This window comes from Campylobacter gastrosuis (assembly GCF_030249845.1).
In the GTDB taxonomy this organism is placed as follows: domain Bacteria; phylum Campylobacterota; class Campylobacteria; order Campylobacterales; family Campylobacteraceae; genus Campylobacter_A; species Campylobacter_A gastrosuis.
In genome coordinates this window covers 1-16,081 of record NZ_JANURM010000007.1, presented here as the reverse complement: position 1 = coordinate 16,081, position 16,081 = coordinate 1, and the positions used below count along the sequence as shown (strand labels likewise).

Here is a 16,081-nt window from a genome sequence, read left to right as displayed (position 1 = left end):
TCCTTATTTGTATTCAATCTTTGCTTTTGAGCGAAGATTATCGGTTTTTGTTTTGATTACTTCTTGGAATTTTTGAACTTTTAAGTTGTTTTCAATTTGATCTTTTACTTCGTTTAAAGGCACGACGCCAGCGGGTTTTGCGTCCTCTTTAAAGATTACGTGATAGCCAAAATTTGACTTAACAGGCGATTTTGAAATTTCGCCTTTTTTCATTGAAAAAGCGGCATCGGCAAATGGCTTAACCATAGCTGATTGACCAAACCAGCCAAGCTCTCCGCCCTGTGCTGCTGAGCCTTTGTCTATTGATTTTGCAGCGGCTAACTCGCTAAATTTCTTACTAAGCTCGTCGCCTTTTAGATTTTTTAGCTGGTTTATAATATCTTTTGCTTCGCTCTCTTTTTCAACTAAAATGTGCTTTGCTTTTACGGCTGCTGGTTGGTTAAATCTATCTTTGTTTTGGTCATAAAAGCTCTTTATTTCGGCGTCGCTAACCTTAATCGTGTCAAAAATTTTCTTAAAATATAGCTCGCCAGCTATATTGTCTTTTGCTAAATTTAGAGCTTTTGTGTATTCTGGGTCTTTTTCTATGCCACTAGCTTTTGCCTCTTTTAAAAGTAGCTTTCTGCCGATGATATCGTCAATCACGCGCTTTTTAATGTCAGCTGGTAATGAAGCGACATTTGCACCCGGCATAGCCTGTGAAAGTAGCGCTTGAATGTCGGCGTTAGTTACGTTTTCGCCATCAACACTTGCTAAAACAGCGGCATTTAGACTAATGGCAGCTGTCATACTTATGATTGTAGAGAGTAGAATTTTTTTCATTTAAAATCCTTTGGTTGAAATTTTAAGGCGTTATTATAGCATTGTAATATTAAAAGTAGGTATAAATTTGCTAGTTTTAGAACTAGCAAATTTATTTTAAAATGCAAGACTAAAATTCGCACTTATGCCGTTTGATTTGGCGTTTTTATTGTAAGCACCTTGATAAAATAGACTAAATTTTGCATTTTTAAACAGCTCTTTTTCTATGCCAAAATTTGCAGTTATTAGGTTTTTTATCTCATCGCCTTTAATTAATGCATCCCCTGCATCGCCTACGCCAACGTAATAAAATGCTGTTTTATCGCCAAAAAATTTACTAAAACCCAAATCGCCTTTTAGGCTAAAATTATCAAATGATAAAGTGCCTAAAACCCCAGCTGTTGCGATTTTTAGCTCTCTGTCTTTAAGCTTTAAATAGCCAGTGCTAATATATGGTTTTATTTGGTTGTAGTTTATACCAGCTCTTAAAAACGCCTGAGTTAGGTTAAATTTAGCACTTTCTCGCTCATAAGCTACATTTAAATCATCTGAAATTTTTGGTGTATTTATTTTTGCGTTTTTATGAGTGCGTGATACCGTGCTATCAAGCCAAAGTGTGTTAAAATCGGCATTTGCATAAATTCCAGCGTGAGTGTCATTGTTTTTTAAATTTTTATCATCGCTTCTGCCTTTACCGATAAACACGCCAAAATTTGCATTTTCGCCAAGCGTGGTCTTTACTGATATTAGCTGATTTATCTGCTTTGTTTTTAGATTTTTATCACTTATGGTGTTAAAATTTGAGCTACTTAAAATCCATAAATTTTCATCTACGCCTATCTTTGTAAAATTTGCTTGATTTAGAATATTACTGCTTAGCAAAATGCCGTTAATGATAGCGTGATTTTGGGCTTTAAGCGGTTTTGTGTCTGTTAGGGCATTATAAATCTCATTAAATTTTTGCTCATTTGCAGACATTAAATTTGTAAAAATTTTGCTATTTGGTGCGTTTTGGATTGTGTTTGCCACGTTTTTTTGATTTTCATTCTCTGCTAAATCGCTAAAATTTCTACTTTTTTGAAGTGATAAGGTTATGTTTGTAGTGATGTTTTGTTGCGTAAGGCTAAAAAGTGCGTATTTACTAAACGGCTCTGCATAGCCTGTAAAATTCCCACTAATGGCATATGTAAGTGTGTCACTTGGATTTTGATATAACGATTTTAGCTTGGTGTTTGTGGTATCTGCTTGTGTGATTTTTGAGCCGTTTAAGAAGTTTAAATTTAGACCACTTACGCCGTTGTTTGCGATGAATGTGCCACCACCATTAATAGTAGCTGTAATATCATTTGCCGTGCTTTTTATCGTTTGGCTAACAAATCCAGTTTGACTTGGTTTTGTGATAATAGCTTCGTTTAAAATTTCTAAACTAGCGCCGTTATTTACGATGACTTTGCTGTTTTGCAGGGATTGATTTAGGGCTTTGATTTTGCCGTTATTTATTGTTGTGTCGCCTGAAAATGTGTTGTTGCCAGTTAGGGTTAGTGTGCCTTTGCCATTTTTAATGAGCTTACCTTCATAGCCATCTTTTGCTCTTAAATCCCTTGCTGTTTGTCTTGCTAGTTCTACTTCATATTCGGCTTTTTCTTCATCACTTAAATTTGCTTTTTTATCAAGCTCCGATTTTCTTGTAAGCCAAGCGGTTTGTTCTGCTTCATCTTCTGTTTTTCTAAATTTGATTGCAACGTCTGAAATATCGTTAGAAAATGTATCATCGGTGTCTAAATTTAGATTAAATGTGCCTAAAAACTGAGCCGGACCAAATATAGCCTTGCTAACATCAGCCACGCCCCAGCCCCAAATATTATCAGGTGTATTGGCTTGTGCCGTCCAGCCGTCAAGCATTTGTGTGCTGTCGTCAAATTTTGTCTGCCTTGCCGTTGTTAATAAAATTTCACGCACTAAGGCTGGACTCATATATGGATAGCGTTGAGCTATAAGCCCTAAAACACCAGCTATGTGAGGTGCAGCGCCTGATGTGCCACCAAAAAGATCTGTATAACCAGCACTGCCATATAAACTAGCATCGCTAAGGTCTTCATAAAGCACCTCTGGGGCTTTTGTATTTAGTGCAGGGGCTGCTATGCTCCACCATTTTGCGCCTCTGCTTTCATTCCAAATATGCGCTCCTTGTCCGCCAAATGGAGCGTAATCGCTAACATATGAGCTATCTGGATACGAGCTATCTCCGTCTTCGCCAGTTACGTTTAACCATAAATTTTCAATATCTGGGCGAAAATATGCAAGCATAGCACGAGTGAATGGATACTGCATTGATGTTCTATTACCAGCGGTAAAAATTTGCACGATGTTGTTATTCTTTGCTACTTCATAGGCTGCGTCTAAAAAACTCTTTTGTTTTGTTAAAACAAATTGATAGTAGGCTTTTTTAGCAGATTCTAAATCCTTTAAATCCATATGAGCACTTGGTGCATTTGTCTTTTTGATTGTGTAGTCATAATTGCTGTTTTCATCCCAAAATCCAACCCAGCCAGTAGCTCCTGTGTAGGCTGAGTTTAGTCTTCTATTTGAACCCCAGCTGTTGTTTATAAATTTCACGCCCTCTTTGGCTAGTGCTGTGTAGGCATTTAAGAAAAATTCATAATCTTGTGTTGGGCCATAGGTCATATTGTCATTGCCACCTGTATTTGCCGAGTAAATTGTCGCTTCAAAGGCTACTCCGTGCATTTGATTGCCATCTCTGTTTGCTCCAATTACACCAGCGACATTTACGCCGTGAGCGTCATTTACCCCATAAATCCAGTTGCCATCAAGGCTAAAACTCTCGCCTTTTTTAAACTCGCCAAAGTCCGTTTCTACGTGGTTTGCTATGTATTTATTCTCGTTTATATCAAAAATTATTGGCTGATTTTTGTTAAAAGGTGCGTTGCCTACGTTTGCGTCTGGGTATTTTAGTCCATTTTTGCCGTATTTGCCTTGCTGTTTTACGACTAAGAATCTACCGCCTAAAAATTCAGGGTGTGATAGTAAAATTCCAGAGTCTAAAACGCCAATTTTTACGCCTTTGCCAGTGATGCCAAGTGCGTATGCTGTTGAGACGTTTAGTGATTTTAGTCCCCATTGATTTAAGTATTCAGGACTTTCCCAGCTTAAAGTATTGCCAAGAGTGCCTTTTTCATCATAGGCGAGTGCTTCGCCCCCCCCCCATATCATAGCACAAGCTAAGAGTGAAATTTTTAGCTTTGATTTCGTTGCCATTTTTTCTCCTTTAAAAAATGTAGAAATTCTGTGGGTAATTTTATAGCGTAAAAGTTTAAAAATTAATAAAAATATTTAAAATAAAATAATAAGTTTATTTTAATAAAAGTCTAAAAATAGATAAAAATAGCTAAAATTTATAAAAATATTTACTTAGTATTTTATATTTATTTTTTTATATTATTTAAAATTTACTATTAAAATTAGAAAAATAAATAAATAAAATTAAAAAAATTATTTAAAGTATGTCCTAAAATAAAAATTTTAGGACAGAAATTTACACCTGTTTTTTGTTAAAAAATCCGATGAAAAAGCAGACGATAAAACCGATCAGTATCACGTAGATTGCGTTTGGTGTTACGCCTTTTGGGGAGCTTGCTAGTGCGAAATTATGGGCGATAGAAGCACCAATTATCATACCGACGATAAAGATTGCCGAGTTTAGGTTACCGCTACCCATTTGTGCTAGGTGTTTGCCCGGGCACCCACTTGCAAGGCTAAAACAAAGCCCAGCAAGCGCCATTGAGAGCAGGTTAAAAATTGTGTCGTTGTGTGCGATTGGCTGGTTTAAAAAGCCTAAATTATAGCGGTTTAGTGCGATATTTAGGGCAGTTGCTGATATGACTAGGGCTAGGACGCCATAAAGCATTGAGAAATTTTTATCAATGGCGCGTGAAATTGCACCAATGGTGCAAAATTTGCTTTTAAACACAAAAAAGCCGATGATTATGGCTAAAATGAGCGAAAGTGCTATGCTTGCGTGCTGTGAGCCCGGACCTTTTTGTGAGCTAAAAAGCGGTAAATTTTCGCCGATTTTAAGCTCAAAAATGGCAGCAAAAAGCACCAAAACAGCCAAAATGCTAGGCAAAAATCCTAAAAATTTTGACGTGCTAGGCTCATCTTTTAAGGCGTAACCTCGTTTTTTAAAAAATCTACCGCCAATAACGCCTAAAACCAGCCCCAAAATCCCAGCCAGTGCCGATAAATCGCCACCTCCAAGCCTTATGTAAGCACGCCACGGACAGCCTAAAAATATCAAAGCCCCAAGCATCGCAAAAATCCCAAGCAAAAGCCTTGAAAATGGCGATGAAACGCCTGTTGGGGTGTATTGCTTAAAGGCTAGGGCAGCGATTAGTCCGCCTAAAACTAGCCCTAAAATTTCAGGTCTTACGTATTGGACTACGGCTGCGTTATGAAGTCCAAAAGCCCCAGCTGTGTCCCTTAAAAAACAAGCGGCACAAATGCCCATATTTGCGGGGTTGCCGTAAAATGAAAGTAGGGCGGCAAATGCTCCGATAAGTGAGCCAGTGATGATGAAAATCGGTGTTTTTGACATAATTTTGTCCTAAAATTTTCTAAATCAGACTGATTTCTTAACGGCAATTTTACAGCAATTTATATAAAATTTAACTTTCATTAATCCTTAAAATTTCACGGCTGTCGTTAAAAAGCACATTTTTGGCAAAAATTTCATATCGCCCAGCCCTTAAATCATCAAGAACGATGATCGGATTTAGGCTCATCTGCCCTGAAATTTTGGCTCTTAAAGCAAGCTCGTCATCAAAATTTGGCGGATTTTTACAAAGCTCTAAAACGCTTTTATACTCGCTTTTTAGCATAAAATTTAGTCGTTTTAGTGATAAAAATATCACGCCGTCCCTTAGCGTGTCTGTCATCTCAAAGTCGCTTTCTAGCGTGATTTTTACGCTCTCTCGCTTAAAATTTGAGTAGAAAAAAAAGTAGCTTGGTATTGCTGTTTTATTAAATTTCACGCCACCAAAAAGCAGGCGATAGTTTAAAAAATAGCTTCTATCTAGGCTAAATGAAATGCCCATTTTTTCGCACTCTGCTACCTTTTCGTAAAGCTCTAAACGCTCATTTATGCTACCTATTAATGTTTTGTTAAAAATATCGCTTGAAAGCTCGGTTAGCGGTAAATTTTGAGCCTCGCGCTGTTTTGTAAGCCCAAAGATACAGCCACAATAGTTTTGATGATAAAGTTTATCGTTTTTAGCCATTTTAAACTGCTCGTTTGTGCCACCATTTATCCTAAAATCAACGGCGAAAATTTCTAGCTGTGTGCCTAAAACAGCGTTTTTTAGGGCGTTTGTAAGTTGCGTAAAGTCCTTTTTTGGGCTCATTAAAAGCGTGGTTGTAATAGTTTTCTCGCCAATTTCTACTGCCTTTTTTGCGGCATTTTTGACCCTAAAATCAAAGCAATAAACGCACCTTTTGCCCTTTTCAGGCTCGTTTTCAAGCCCCTTTGTGCCACCAAGCCACGCCTCATAATCATATTCGCCCATAATTAAGGGAATTTTTAGCTTATCACACGAGCGTTTGACGTCATTAAAACGAAGCAAATACTCGCTGTAAGGGTGGATATTTGGGTCGTAAAAGTAACCAACAAGCTGTTCGTTTGGTAGCTCCTTTTTTAGGCGTTGCAAGAAGTAGTGGCTATCAACCGAACAGCAGATATGAACTAGCATTTTTATCCTTTTTTAGCCGTGATTTTAGCTAAAAATATAAAAATTTGCGTTTAGCTTTTTAAGGTAGGGCAAGATTTATTGCCCTTTTAAACTTATTGCTGTTTTAAGGTATCATTTTGCAAATGCCTGCTGGTTTTTGGCTTTAAAACTAAAACGTCATCTCAAAATTTAGCTTAAAATTTCGTCCGGGCGAATAGAAGCGATTTATGCCTAAGCTATCATTTTTTCGCACCATATTTGTCGTGCCAAAAGAGCGAATTGAGCGAGCATTCTCCCACGTGATATATTTTTTATCCGTGATATTATAAACGCCAAATTGCAGGGTTAAATTTTTAATCGGTTTAGCAAATGCAATAAAATCAATCGTGCGGTATTTATCGCTTAGCCAGTGCGAGCGGTAGTCGCTAACGACCCTGTTGTTTATTGTCTGTCCTAGCTCGTTTTGATAAAAGATATTGTAAGTATCATCTGGATTTTTTGCCTTAACATCAGTGATAAAAATATCAAAACCATATTTTTTATTAGCGTAGCCTAGATTATAGATAGAAGTTTGTGGCTGTATCGCATTCATCGGCACTTTGCCATCATTGTCGGTTAGAATTTTACCCCTTTGTTTTGTGAGTTTATAGCCTAAATAAAGTCCATCAAAAAAGCTTGAAATATCGCCTAAATTTAGCTTTGAGTTTATCTCAAATCCGCTAACTTCTGCACTTGCTCTATTTACATTTTGCCAAATGTCAAAATCAAGCATACTATTTGCCGACGCATTTAATTGAGTTCTTTTTATAAATTTAAAGTCCAAAAAGTCGGTGTAGTCGGTTTTAAATACCGAAAATGTTGCAAAGCTTGAATTTTGATGAAGAGTTATGGCAAACTCTTTTGTCTTTGCAATTTCTGGTTTTAAATCTGGATTTGGGCGTATAGTAATGTCTGGGTGCTTAAATGTAAGATACATCTCATCTGTTGTGGGTGTGCGAAACGCCTTTGAGTATTTTGCCCCAAGTCTTAAAAATGAGAATGGGTCTAAATTTAGCCCAAAGGCGTAGGAGCTGTTTTTAAATTCTTTTGGCTTGGCAAAGTATTCAATGTTTTTAGCTGGGTTTTCACTATTTGCCTTTATCATTTCATCATATGCTTTTTTATCCGCTACTGCTTCATCGTAAGCTTTTTTATCCGCTAAAAATTTCGGGTCAGAACAATTAGTAGATGAGTAGCAATTATATTTACTCTCCCACCATATCGGCTCTTTTGGCACATTTACAAGTGGCACAAAAATACCTTTAACCATATCATCTGGTATTGCTGGGGTTTTGCCCGGTATGTAGATTGGATTGTGCTTTATCTTATCGTATCGGTAGGCTAAATCAACGCCAATATAATCGTTTATTTGCACACTTTCGTTTAGATAAAAGGCGTTGGTTTTGGTTTCAACCGGGATTAAAAACGATGTTTCTGGCGAGTTTCTAGGGCATCTTAGCTCTTCGCTGTATATGTTTGTTGCGTTTTGGCAATCAATTGGATATGTATTTGCCCACCATTTTGCATTTACGCCGTAGTAACCGCCACGATTTGTCATTGATTTTGTTGTTTTTGAAATTTCTATGCCGTATTTAAAGTCATTTAGCATTTTAAAAATTTCAAATTCTTTCTCAAAGTCTAAATTTAGCTGTTTTGTATCTGTGTCTAAATCACGCTCTTTGTAGTCGTTTGTCAAAAATCCGCGTGAGTTTGGCAAAATGTAGTTATAAGGCGAGCTGTCATCCACCCAGCTATTTGAAAAATCGTTGTAACGCTCTCTTGAAATTGATTTGTAGGTTTTATCGCCGATTTGCTCTGTATCTACCTTAAATTTATATCTTGTGCCGTCTTGGTCGTATTCATCGTTTTGAGTTTTGCTTAAATCTACGTTTTTTATGTCCCAGTCGGCTTCGTAGGTTTTATAGTATAAATTTGGCTCTTTTTTGCTTACGATATTTATGCTTTTTGTGCAGTCAAAAATAGAGCAATCAAGCTTGAAATTTGAAATTTTACTATTAATTGAAGTATTTATCGGATTAAATGTGTCCGAGAGTAAAATTTTATTGCCATTAGCATCTCTTATGTAGTCTCGTTTTGCAAGGTGATCATCCTTGCCCCAGCCCTGAAAATTCGTATTAAAATCATCAACGCTTTTATAAATTTTAGCCATTTGCCCTACTAAATAATACTCTGTGCCGATTTTTATCTCGTTGCCGTCTTTATCAACGACCTTTGCACCTTCAACCTTCAAACCAAGCGGATTTGCCGTGTTTATGCAGTTTTGCCCATCTCTGCAATACTCCTGTGTCCTTGCTCGTTGCTTGATTTTTTGGTGTGAATATGTAACTTTAAAGTAGTCCCAAAGTGGCGTTTGTGTGAAATTTTCATAAGAAAAGCTTTGATTTAGGCGTTCGCTTAAATCATCGGTGTAACGCTCCCCACGCTTTGGCTCAAACTCAAAACCGCTGCCAGAGCTTGGCGGATAGAGCGTGTAGCTGTAATCATTACCCTTGCTGTTTGCCTTGTATTTATCACTTGCAAAGCTAAATCTATGCTCTTCGTGTGGCATAAAACCAAATTTAAAAAGCGTGCCACTCTTTTTAATCTCGTAAGGATCAGCCTTTTCTCGCTCTCTGCCACGCACATTATCATCAAATTTTGCGTAGTCGTAGTTTTTTAGCTCCCTGCTATCTCTGTCGGTTTTGATGATTAAAAAGTCAAACCACTTAAAACGAGCCGCTAGGGTGTGGGCGTGCAGTCGCTCATCGTTTGCAGAGTTATGACCGACTTTAAAGCCGTAATGCCAGTCTTTTTGTGTCAAAAAGTCCATAGCGTCTTTGGTTTTAAACATTACAGAACCGCCCAAAGCACCGCTACCAGCCTTAATGCTATCAGCACCCTTTGTGATATTTACCTGTTTTATGGTCTCAATCTCAACGCTGTTTCTTGTGTTGTTGAAATTGCCATAGCCTTCAAAAATCTCTTTAAAACCTTGCGAGGAGAGAGTTTGAGCTTGATTTAAGCCGTCAATTTGTATGCTAACTCTGTTTTCATCAACTCCCCTAATCGCATAGCCACTAGCCCCAAAGCGACCACTCTCAACCACGCTAATGCCAGTTTCATATTTAACCAAATCTCTCGTATCAGAAACCTGCTGTTTTTCTAAGAGCTTATCGCTCTTGCTAATTTCGCCAATTTTTTGATTTTTAATATCATCTAATTTATGCGTAACTTCTATTGTATCCAAATCAATTTCGTTTGCATAAATTTCTAAATTAGCCGATAAAATCGCTGATAAAAGCATAAAATTTCTAAATTTTATGCTACTCCCCCAAGTAGCATTTTTTAGCATTAAGTCCCCTTATTTGTAGTTTGTGCTTATGATAATTATTTTCATAAACGGCAGTAATTTTAATAAAATAAAGTTTAAATACTAATTAATTAATTGCAAACATATAACAAATAAAGAGAATTTAAAGCGTTGGCTATTTTTTGCTCAACGCTTTGTTGTTGTTTGGGTTTGATTTAAAGATTGAGATTGATTTTTGTAGGCTTTTATCTTTTTGTTTTCTGATTTTTGGGATTGCAAAATTTACTAAAATCGGATTATCTTCAACGGCAATTTGCACGATTGCATTAAGTGGCACGCTTACGATTGAGGCGAAATTTTCGCTGCCAAAACCAGCTTCAAAAGTAAGCATTTTTGGCGTTAAAACCGCACTTTCAAAGGTGTAACCGCCAAGCATAAAAACAATGGCTGGGCGGGTAAAAGTGCGTGTGATTTTATCTGGCAAAGATGGCTCAAAGCCGACAAAGCTTAAATTAGCCATAACCGAAAAATTTATATCATTTTCTAAAAGATAGCCCACGCACTCATAGACGTGCTTTTGCATTAGAGCTGCGAATTTATCATCATTTAGTATGGTTTCTAGCATTTTATCTCCTTAAATTCGCTTAAAATTTTTCTAACCTCATCAAGTCCAATCTGCCAAAACCGCTCATCATCAATGTCAAATCCAAAAAGCCCAACAAGCTCTTTTGGGCTTTTTGAGCCACCGCTACTTAAAAACTGCGTGTAAAGCTGGGCGAAATTCTCGCACTTGCCACTTTTATAAAGCCCAAAAAGTGCGAGAACTAAAAGCTGTGCATAAGAGTAGGCGTAGCAGTAAAATGGCGTGTGAATAAAGTGGGGTATGTAGCTCCACCAAATGGCGTAATAATCCTTTAATTTCACGCTTTTGCCAAACATTTTTCTGCTCTCTTCAAGCCAAATTTTATTTAGCTCATCAAGCGAAATTTCGCCCTCGTGTGAATGCACTCTTCGCTCAAATGTCGTAAAATTTATCTGCCTAAAAAGCGTGGCAAAGATATCTTCAAGCTTTCTTGCTAAGAGTGCCTGCTTTTGGGCGTTTGAGGCGTCTTTGATGACGTAGTCAAACACTAGCATTTCGCAAAACACCGAGGCGGTTTCGGCTGTGGTAAGCGGTGTGTCGGAGTTTAAAAACCCAACGCTATAACTTAGCTTTTGATGAATGGCGTGTCCTAGCTCGTGAGCGAGTGTAAATAGATCTCGGCTCTCGTTTGTGTAGTTTAAAAGCACGTAAGGGTGGGCATTTGAGACGCCAGAGTGAGAAAACGCACCGCCCCTTTTGCCCTCGCTTGGATAGACATCTATCCAGCCATTTTTAAACGCCTCATCTGCAATTTTGCCAAATTCTGGGTTAAAGGCGTTAAATGCATCAAGGACGATTTTTTGTGCGTCTTGATACTCAAATTTCAGTCCGTCCTTGCTAAGTGGAGCGTATCTGTCGTAGTCAAAAAGGCGTTTGTAGCCTAAAATTTCACGCTTTTTTTCGTAATACTCTCTTGAAATTTCAAAGCTTTTTTCACAGGCGTTTATGAGTGCATTTACGCTCTCTTGCGAGATTTGATTATCTAGGTGGCGAGGCGCTTCTTTGCTAGAAAAGCCCCGAAGTTCGCAGTTTGTTGCAAGGTCGGTCTTTATCATATTATAGATGTAGCCAAGTAGGTGCTGGTGTTTTTTAAGCCCTTTTGAGAGCGATTTTGCAGCCATTTTTCGCTCATCTCGGCTCGGGTTGTGAAGTTTGCTTAAAATCTCCTCTTCGCTTAAAATTTCGCCCATAAATTTAAACTTCATCGCACTCATACTCTCATCAAAAAGCCTAGCAAACGCCTGTGCGCCGGTGTTTGCCGTGCGAAGTAGGATTTGTTCTTCATCTAGTTTTAGCTGGTGTGATTTTTGTTTTTGTAAATTTTTAAGATAGTAGGCGTATTTTGGGGCGTTTGTGATGAAATTTTCTTGTAAATTTTTATCAATTTGATTAAATTCTAGCTCAAAAAATAGCAAATTTTGGCTGATTTTGGTGCAAATTTCATCATATTTGGCATAAAATGAGCCGTTTTTTGTATCCTTTGCAAAGATTAAAAATGCGTAGGTTAGCACCTTTGAAATGCCTTCATTTAGGCGTTCAAACTCGCTAAACGCCTTTAAAAATTCATTGGCATTTAGGCTACTTAGCTGATTTTCGTGTTGATTTTTAAAATTTATGGCGTCTTGTTTTAGGGCTTGTATAAACTCATCAAGTGCGTTTAAATCCTTAAAAAGTGCCGTCAAATCCCACGTCATCGCTCGTCCTTCATAGAAGCAACCGCTGTAAATAGCACGTCTGATGAGCTATTTAGTGCTGTTTCAACGCTGTCTTGAATAACGCCAATAGCCACGCCAACGGCGACTACTTGCATTGCAATATCGTTTGGGATATTAAAAAGCGAGCAAGCAAGTGGGATAAGCATAAGCGAACCGCCCGGCACACCGCTAGCACCGCACGCTCCGACCGCTGAGATGACGCTTAGTAAAAAGGCGTTTGCAAAGCTAATTTGCACGTGCTCAACGCTATTTACAGCAGCTAGGGCCAAAACGCTAATTGTAATTGCAGCACCAGCCATATTCATAGCTGCCCCAAGTGGTATTGAAACGCTGTAAATTTCTTCTTTTAGCTTTAATTTTTTGCATAAATTTAGATTTACTGGGATATTTGCAGCCGAGCTACGAGTGAAGAACGCCGTAATACCGCTCTCTTTTAGGCAGGTAAATACGAGTGGATAGGGGTTTTTTCTAAGCGCGATAAAGGCGATTAGTGGGTTTATTATGAGAGCGACAAAAAACATCACGCCAACAAGCACGGCAAGGAGTTTTGCGTATTCTAAAAGTGAGCTACCACCGCTGTCATAGACGCTAAACGCAACTATGCCAAAGATACCAAATGGCGCTAGGCGAATGATGAAGCGGACGATTTTTGTCGTGGCGTCTGAGATATTTGAGATGAAATTTTTAGTTTCGCTTGACGCTTGGCGAAGTGCGATACCGCCAGCGATCGCCCAAGCTAAAATGCCGATATAATTGCCAGTTGCAATGGCGTTTATTGGGTTATCTACGATTTTAAAGAGTATTGTTTTTAAAATTTGACTTAGTGCTTGTGGGGCTGTTGATGAGACGGCTTCAACGCCTTTAAGCGAAAGCTCGACTGGAAATAAAAAACTAGCTCCAACAGCGATAAATGAAGCACCCAAAGTGCCGATGATATAGTAGGTGATGACGTTTTTAAAGCCTTTTGAGCTACTTTTAACGTGCTTAACTGACACAGCAAAAAGCACCAAAACAAATACCAAAACCGGTGCGACCGCCTTTAAAGCACCCACAAAAAGGTCGCCAAGTATTGAGATAGTATTTACTATCTGTTTAGCACTCTCAGAGCCAGTTTTAAACGCCACAAAGCCGACAATAGCACCTAGCATCATACCAGTAACAATCTGTAAGATGAGATTGCCATCTTTATATGAGTTGAAAAATTTTGCAAACACGTTCTTGCCTTTTTAGAAAATTTCGTTAAGTATAGCCAATAAAATTTTAAAAATAAATGATTTTTTGTTGTTAAATCTATCTTTTTATTAAAATTATGTTTAAAAACAATAAAAATAGTTAATATTTTTAAATTTTATTTTTTCTTGACAAAAGTAAAACTTTTTTGTATAATCTCGCTTTCTTTTGGATTTTGTCTTGTTAGCTCAGTCGGTAGAGCATCTCACTTTTAATGAGGGGGTCGCTGGTTCGAATCCAGCACAGGACACCACTTTGGTTTAAACTTTTATCTATTTTTAGTTTTGCCAGTTGTAAATTTTGGTCGCTTAGCTCAGTTGGTAGAGCGCCACCCTTACAAGGTGGATGTCATAAGTTCGAGTCTTATAGCGACCACCACTTAAATTTGGGTGATTAGCCACCACAAGTGCTTACTTAATTTTTAGGTGCAGCGGTAGTTCAGTCGGTTAGAATGCCGCCCTGTCACGGCGGAGGTCGCGGGTTCGAGCCCCGTCCGCTGCGCCACCTGTCTTGTTAGCTCAGTCGGTAGAGCATCTCACTTTTAATGAGGGGGTCGCTGGTTCGAATCCAGCACAGGACACCATTTTTTGGGTTTATGACCCTTTCGTCTAGTGGCTCAGGACTCTACTTTCTCTGTGTAGAAACAGAGGTTCAAATCCTCTAAGGGTCGCCATTATTTGGTCGCTTAGCTCAGTTGGTAGAGCGCCACCCTTACAAGGTGGATGTCATAAGTTCGAGTCTTATAGCGACCACCATTAATTTGTGTTTTGTCTCGTTAGCTCAGCTGGTAGAGCATATCACTCTTAATGATAGGGTTGTAAATTTAGTCCATTCCTATTTTTGGCCCATTCGTCTAGTGGTTAGGACACCAGCCTCTCACGTTGGTAACACGAGTTCGAGTCTCGTATGGGTCACCATACTTATTGTTTTAGGTGCAGCGGTAGTTCAGTCGGTTAGAATGCCGCCCTGTCACGGCGGAGGTCGCGGGTTCGAGCCCCGTCCGCTGCGCCACTTTCAGATACTCAAATTTTAATCCCTATCCGTTTTATTTTAAAGGGTATCTTAATTTTATTCAAAGAGGTTTAATGCAAAACAATCAAGAAACGCCAAAAGAAGCGACAAAAACCACAAAAAAACACACAAACAACACTCGCACACATATCCCGGTTGATGGACACAAGATTGAAGAGCTAAGGACGCTTGATCTTGAAAATTTAGTCCAAATCGCAAATAGCGTCGGTGTTGAAAACCCAAGGGAATTTCGTCGCCAAGATTTGATTTTTGAAATTTTAAAAACACAGACAAAACAGGGCGGTTTTATACTTTTTACCGGAATTTTAGAGGTTACAAACGAGGGTTATGGCTTTTTACGCTCGGTTGATGCAAACCTAAGCGACAGCTCAAATGACGCCTACGTTTCAAACTCGCAAATCAAAAAATTCGCACTTCGTGTCGGCGACATCGTAACTGGACAGGTTAGAGAGCCAAAGGATCAAGAAAAATACTACGCACTTTTAAAGATTGAAGCGGTAAATTATATGCCACTTGCCGAGGCAAAAGAAAGACCGCTTTTTGACAACCTAACACCGCTATTTCCGACTGAGAAAATCCACCTTGAATACGACCCTATGAAGCTAACTGGACGTGTGCTTGACCTATTTACGCCACTTGGCAAGGGTCAGCGTGGGCTTATAGTAGCACCCCCAAGAAGCGGTAAAACCGAGCTTATGAAAGAACTAGCTCACGGCATAGCCAAAAACCACCCAGAAGCGCATTTAATGGTGCTTTTGGTTGATGAAAGACCAGAAGAGGTTACTGATATGCAGCGCTCTGTTAAGGGCGAGGTGTTTAGCTCCACTTTTGACCTGCCAGCACTTAATCACGTGCGTGTGGCTGAGCTTGTCATAGAAAAGGCAAAGCGCCTGGTTGAAATGGGCAAGGACGTCATCATCTTGCTTGATAGCATTACGCGTTTAGCACGTGCTTACAACACCGTTACGCCGCCAAGTGGCAAGGTTTTAACGGGTGGCGTTGATGCAAACGCGCTTCACAAGCCAAAACGCTTCTTTGGCGCAGCTCGTAACATAGAGCACGGCGGAAGTCTGACAATCATCGCGACTGCGTTAATTGACACTGGCTCACGTATGGACGAGGTTATTTTTGAGGAGTTTAAAGGCACTGGCAACAGCGAAGTCGTGCTTGATAGAAACATCTCTGACCGCAGAATTTACCCTGCCATAAACGTGCTAAAATCAGGCACGAGAAAAGAAGAGCTACTTCAAAAGCCTGACGAGCTTCAAAAAATTTGGGCTATTCGCACGGCGATCGCCTCTATGGACGACGTTGAAGCGCTTAAATTTTTATACGCAAAAATGCTAAAAACAAAAGATAATAAAGAGCTACTTTCTATTTTAAATGAGTAAAAAGGCGATTTTTCGCCTTTTCTTTCAAATTTTCTAATTTTTTCACAAATTCTCTCTAAACCCCTAAACGTTTTTTTTTTTTTGCCGATTTGGGTTTTAACAAGCAAAAAGCTTGAAATAAAACTTAAAAGGATACACAATGAGTTTTCGCATTAACACGAACGTAAATGCCCTAAACA

Annotated in this window: 9 protein-coding genes and 8 tRNA genes; 9 read left to right on the top strand and 8 right to left on the bottom strand. The window is 38.7% G+C overall.

Features of this window, described 5'->3' with window-relative positions; all coding sequences use genetic code 11:
* Positions 1-3: 3 nt before the first annotated feature.
* The 8 genes from NYG85_RS06595 to sstT form a co-directional block, all read right to left on the bottom strand.
* Positions 4-822: a peptidylprolyl isomerase gene (locus tag NYG85_RS06595; protein ID WP_284937696.1), complete on the bottom strand. Its 819-nt coding sequence runs from the start codon at positions 820-822 to the stop codon at positions 4-6.
* Positions 823-918: 96 nt separating this feature from the next.
* Entirely contained in the window at positions 919-4,077 is a 3,159-nt protein-coding gene (locus NYG85_RS06590) for a S8 family serine peptidase (protein WP_284937695.1), read from the bottom strand.
* A 277-nt stretch (positions 4,078-4,354) separates the two neighbouring features.
* The gene (gene yedE / locus NYG85_RS06585) at positions 4,355-5,413 is read right to left on the bottom strand and encodes a YedE family putative selenium transporter (protein WP_284937694.1); all 1,059 of its coding nucleotides are present in this window, start codon (positions 5,411-5,413) and stop codon (positions 4,355-4,357) included.
* Between the two features lie 70 nt (positions 5,414-5,483).
* Positions 5,484-6,563 carry an epoxyqueuosine reductase QueH gene (locus tag NYG85_RS06580; RefSeq protein WP_284937693.1) on the bottom strand — a complete coding sequence of 360 codons (1,080 nt, stop codon included), beginning with the start codon at positions 6,561-6,563 and terminating at the stop codon, positions 5,484-5,486.
* Positions 6,564-6,711: 148 nt separating this feature from the next.
* The gene (locus NYG85_RS06575; protein WP_284937692.1) at positions 6,712-9,933 is read right to left on the bottom strand and encodes a TonB-dependent hemoglobin/transferrin/lactoferrin family receptor; all 3,222 of its coding nucleotides are present in this window, start codon (positions 9,931-9,933) and stop codon (positions 6,712-6,714) included.
* Positions 9,934-10,066: 133 nt separating this feature from the next.
* Positions 10,067-10,516, bottom strand: a complete 450-nt coding sequence (locus NYG85_RS06570) for a hypothetical protein (RefSeq protein WP_284937691.1) — start codon at positions 10,514-10,516, stop codon at positions 10,067-10,069.
* A complete protein-coding gene (locus NYG85_RS06565) occupies positions 10,510-12,228 on the bottom strand; it encodes a M3 family oligoendopeptidase (RefSeq protein WP_284937690.1) in 1,719 nt (572 codons plus the stop codon). The genes NYG85_RS06570 and NYG85_RS06565 overlap by 7 nt, the downstream gene beginning before the upstream one ends.
* Positions 12,225-13,463: a serine/threonine transporter SstT gene (sstT, locus tag NYG85_RS06560; protein ID WP_284937689.1), complete on the bottom strand. Its 1,239-nt coding sequence runs from the start codon at positions 13,461-13,463 to the stop codon at positions 12,225-12,227. The genes NYG85_RS06565 and sstT overlap by 4 nt, the downstream gene beginning before the upstream one ends.
* A gap of 193 nt (positions 13,464-13,656) precedes the next feature.
* On the opposite strand from sstT, the gene NYG85_RS06555 reads away from it, so the two are divergent.
* The 9 genes from NYG85_RS06555 to rho all read left to right on the top strand — a co-directional run bounded on the left by NYG85_RS06555 (position 13,657) and on the right by rho (position 15,902).
* Positions 13,657-13,732 (top strand) — tRNA-Lys (locus NYG85_RS06555).
* A 49-nt stretch (positions 13,733-13,781) separates the two neighbouring features.
* A tRNA-Val gene (locus NYG85_RS06550) sits at positions 13,782-13,857 on the top strand.
* A gap of 49 nt (positions 13,858-13,906) precedes the next feature.
* Positions 13,907-13,983, top strand: a tRNA-Asp gene (locus tag NYG85_RS06545).
* Between the two features lie 3 nt (positions 13,984-13,986).
* Positions 13,987-14,062 (top strand) — tRNA-Lys (locus NYG85_RS06540).
* A 14-nt stretch (positions 14,063-14,076) separates the two neighbouring features.
* A tRNA-Glu gene (locus tag NYG85_RS06535) sits at positions 14,077-14,152 on the top strand.
* A 6-nt stretch (positions 14,153-14,158) separates the two neighbouring features.
* Positions 14,159-14,234 (top strand) — tRNA-Val (locus tag NYG85_RS06530).
* 87 nt (positions 14,235-14,321) lie between these two features.
* A tRNA-Glu gene (locus tag NYG85_RS06525) sits at positions 14,322-14,396 on the top strand.
* Positions 14,397-14,413: 17 nt separating this feature from the next.
* A tRNA-Asp gene (locus NYG85_RS06520) sits at positions 14,414-14,490 on the top strand.
* A gap of 74 nt (positions 14,491-14,564) precedes the next feature.
* Positions 14,565-15,902, top strand: coding sequence for a transcription termination factor Rho (gene rho / locus NYG85_RS06515; protein ID WP_284937688.1), 1,338 nt, complete (start codon positions 14,565-14,567; stop codon positions 15,900-15,902).
* Positions 15,903-16,081: the final 179 nt, after the last annotated feature.

Bases quoted from the DNA above. Each gene is read 5' to 3' on its own strand.
- NYG85_RS06595 (WP_284937696.1), bottom strand. From the start codon at position 822: ATGAAAAAAATTCTACTCTCTACAATCATAAGTATGACAGCTGCCATT.
- NYG85_RS06590 (WP_284937695.1), bottom strand. From the start codon at position 4,077: ATGGCAACGAAATCAAAGCTAAAAATTTCACTCTTAGCTTGTGCTATG.
- yedE (WP_284937694.1), bottom strand. From the start codon at position 5,413: ATGTCAAAAACACCGATTTTCATCATCACTGGCTCACTTATCGGAGCA.
- NYG85_RS06580 (WP_284937693.1), bottom strand. From the start codon at position 6,563: ATGCTAGTTCATATCTGCTGTTCGGTTGATAGCCACTACTTCTTGCAA.
- NYG85_RS06575 (WP_284937692.1), bottom strand. From the start codon at position 9,933: ATGCTAAAAAATGCTACTTGGGGGAGTAGCATAAAATTTAGAAATTTT.
- NYG85_RS06570 (WP_284937691.1), bottom strand. From the start codon at position 10,516: ATGCTAGAAACCATACTAAATGATGATAAATTCGCAGCTCTAATGCAA.
- NYG85_RS06565 (WP_284937690.1), bottom strand. From the start codon at position 12,228: ATGACGTGGGATTTGACGGCACTTTTTAAGGATTTAAACGCACTTGAT.
- rho (WP_284937688.1), top strand. From the start codon at position 14,565: ATGCAAAACAATCAAGAAACGCCAAAAGAAGCGACAAAAACCACAAAA.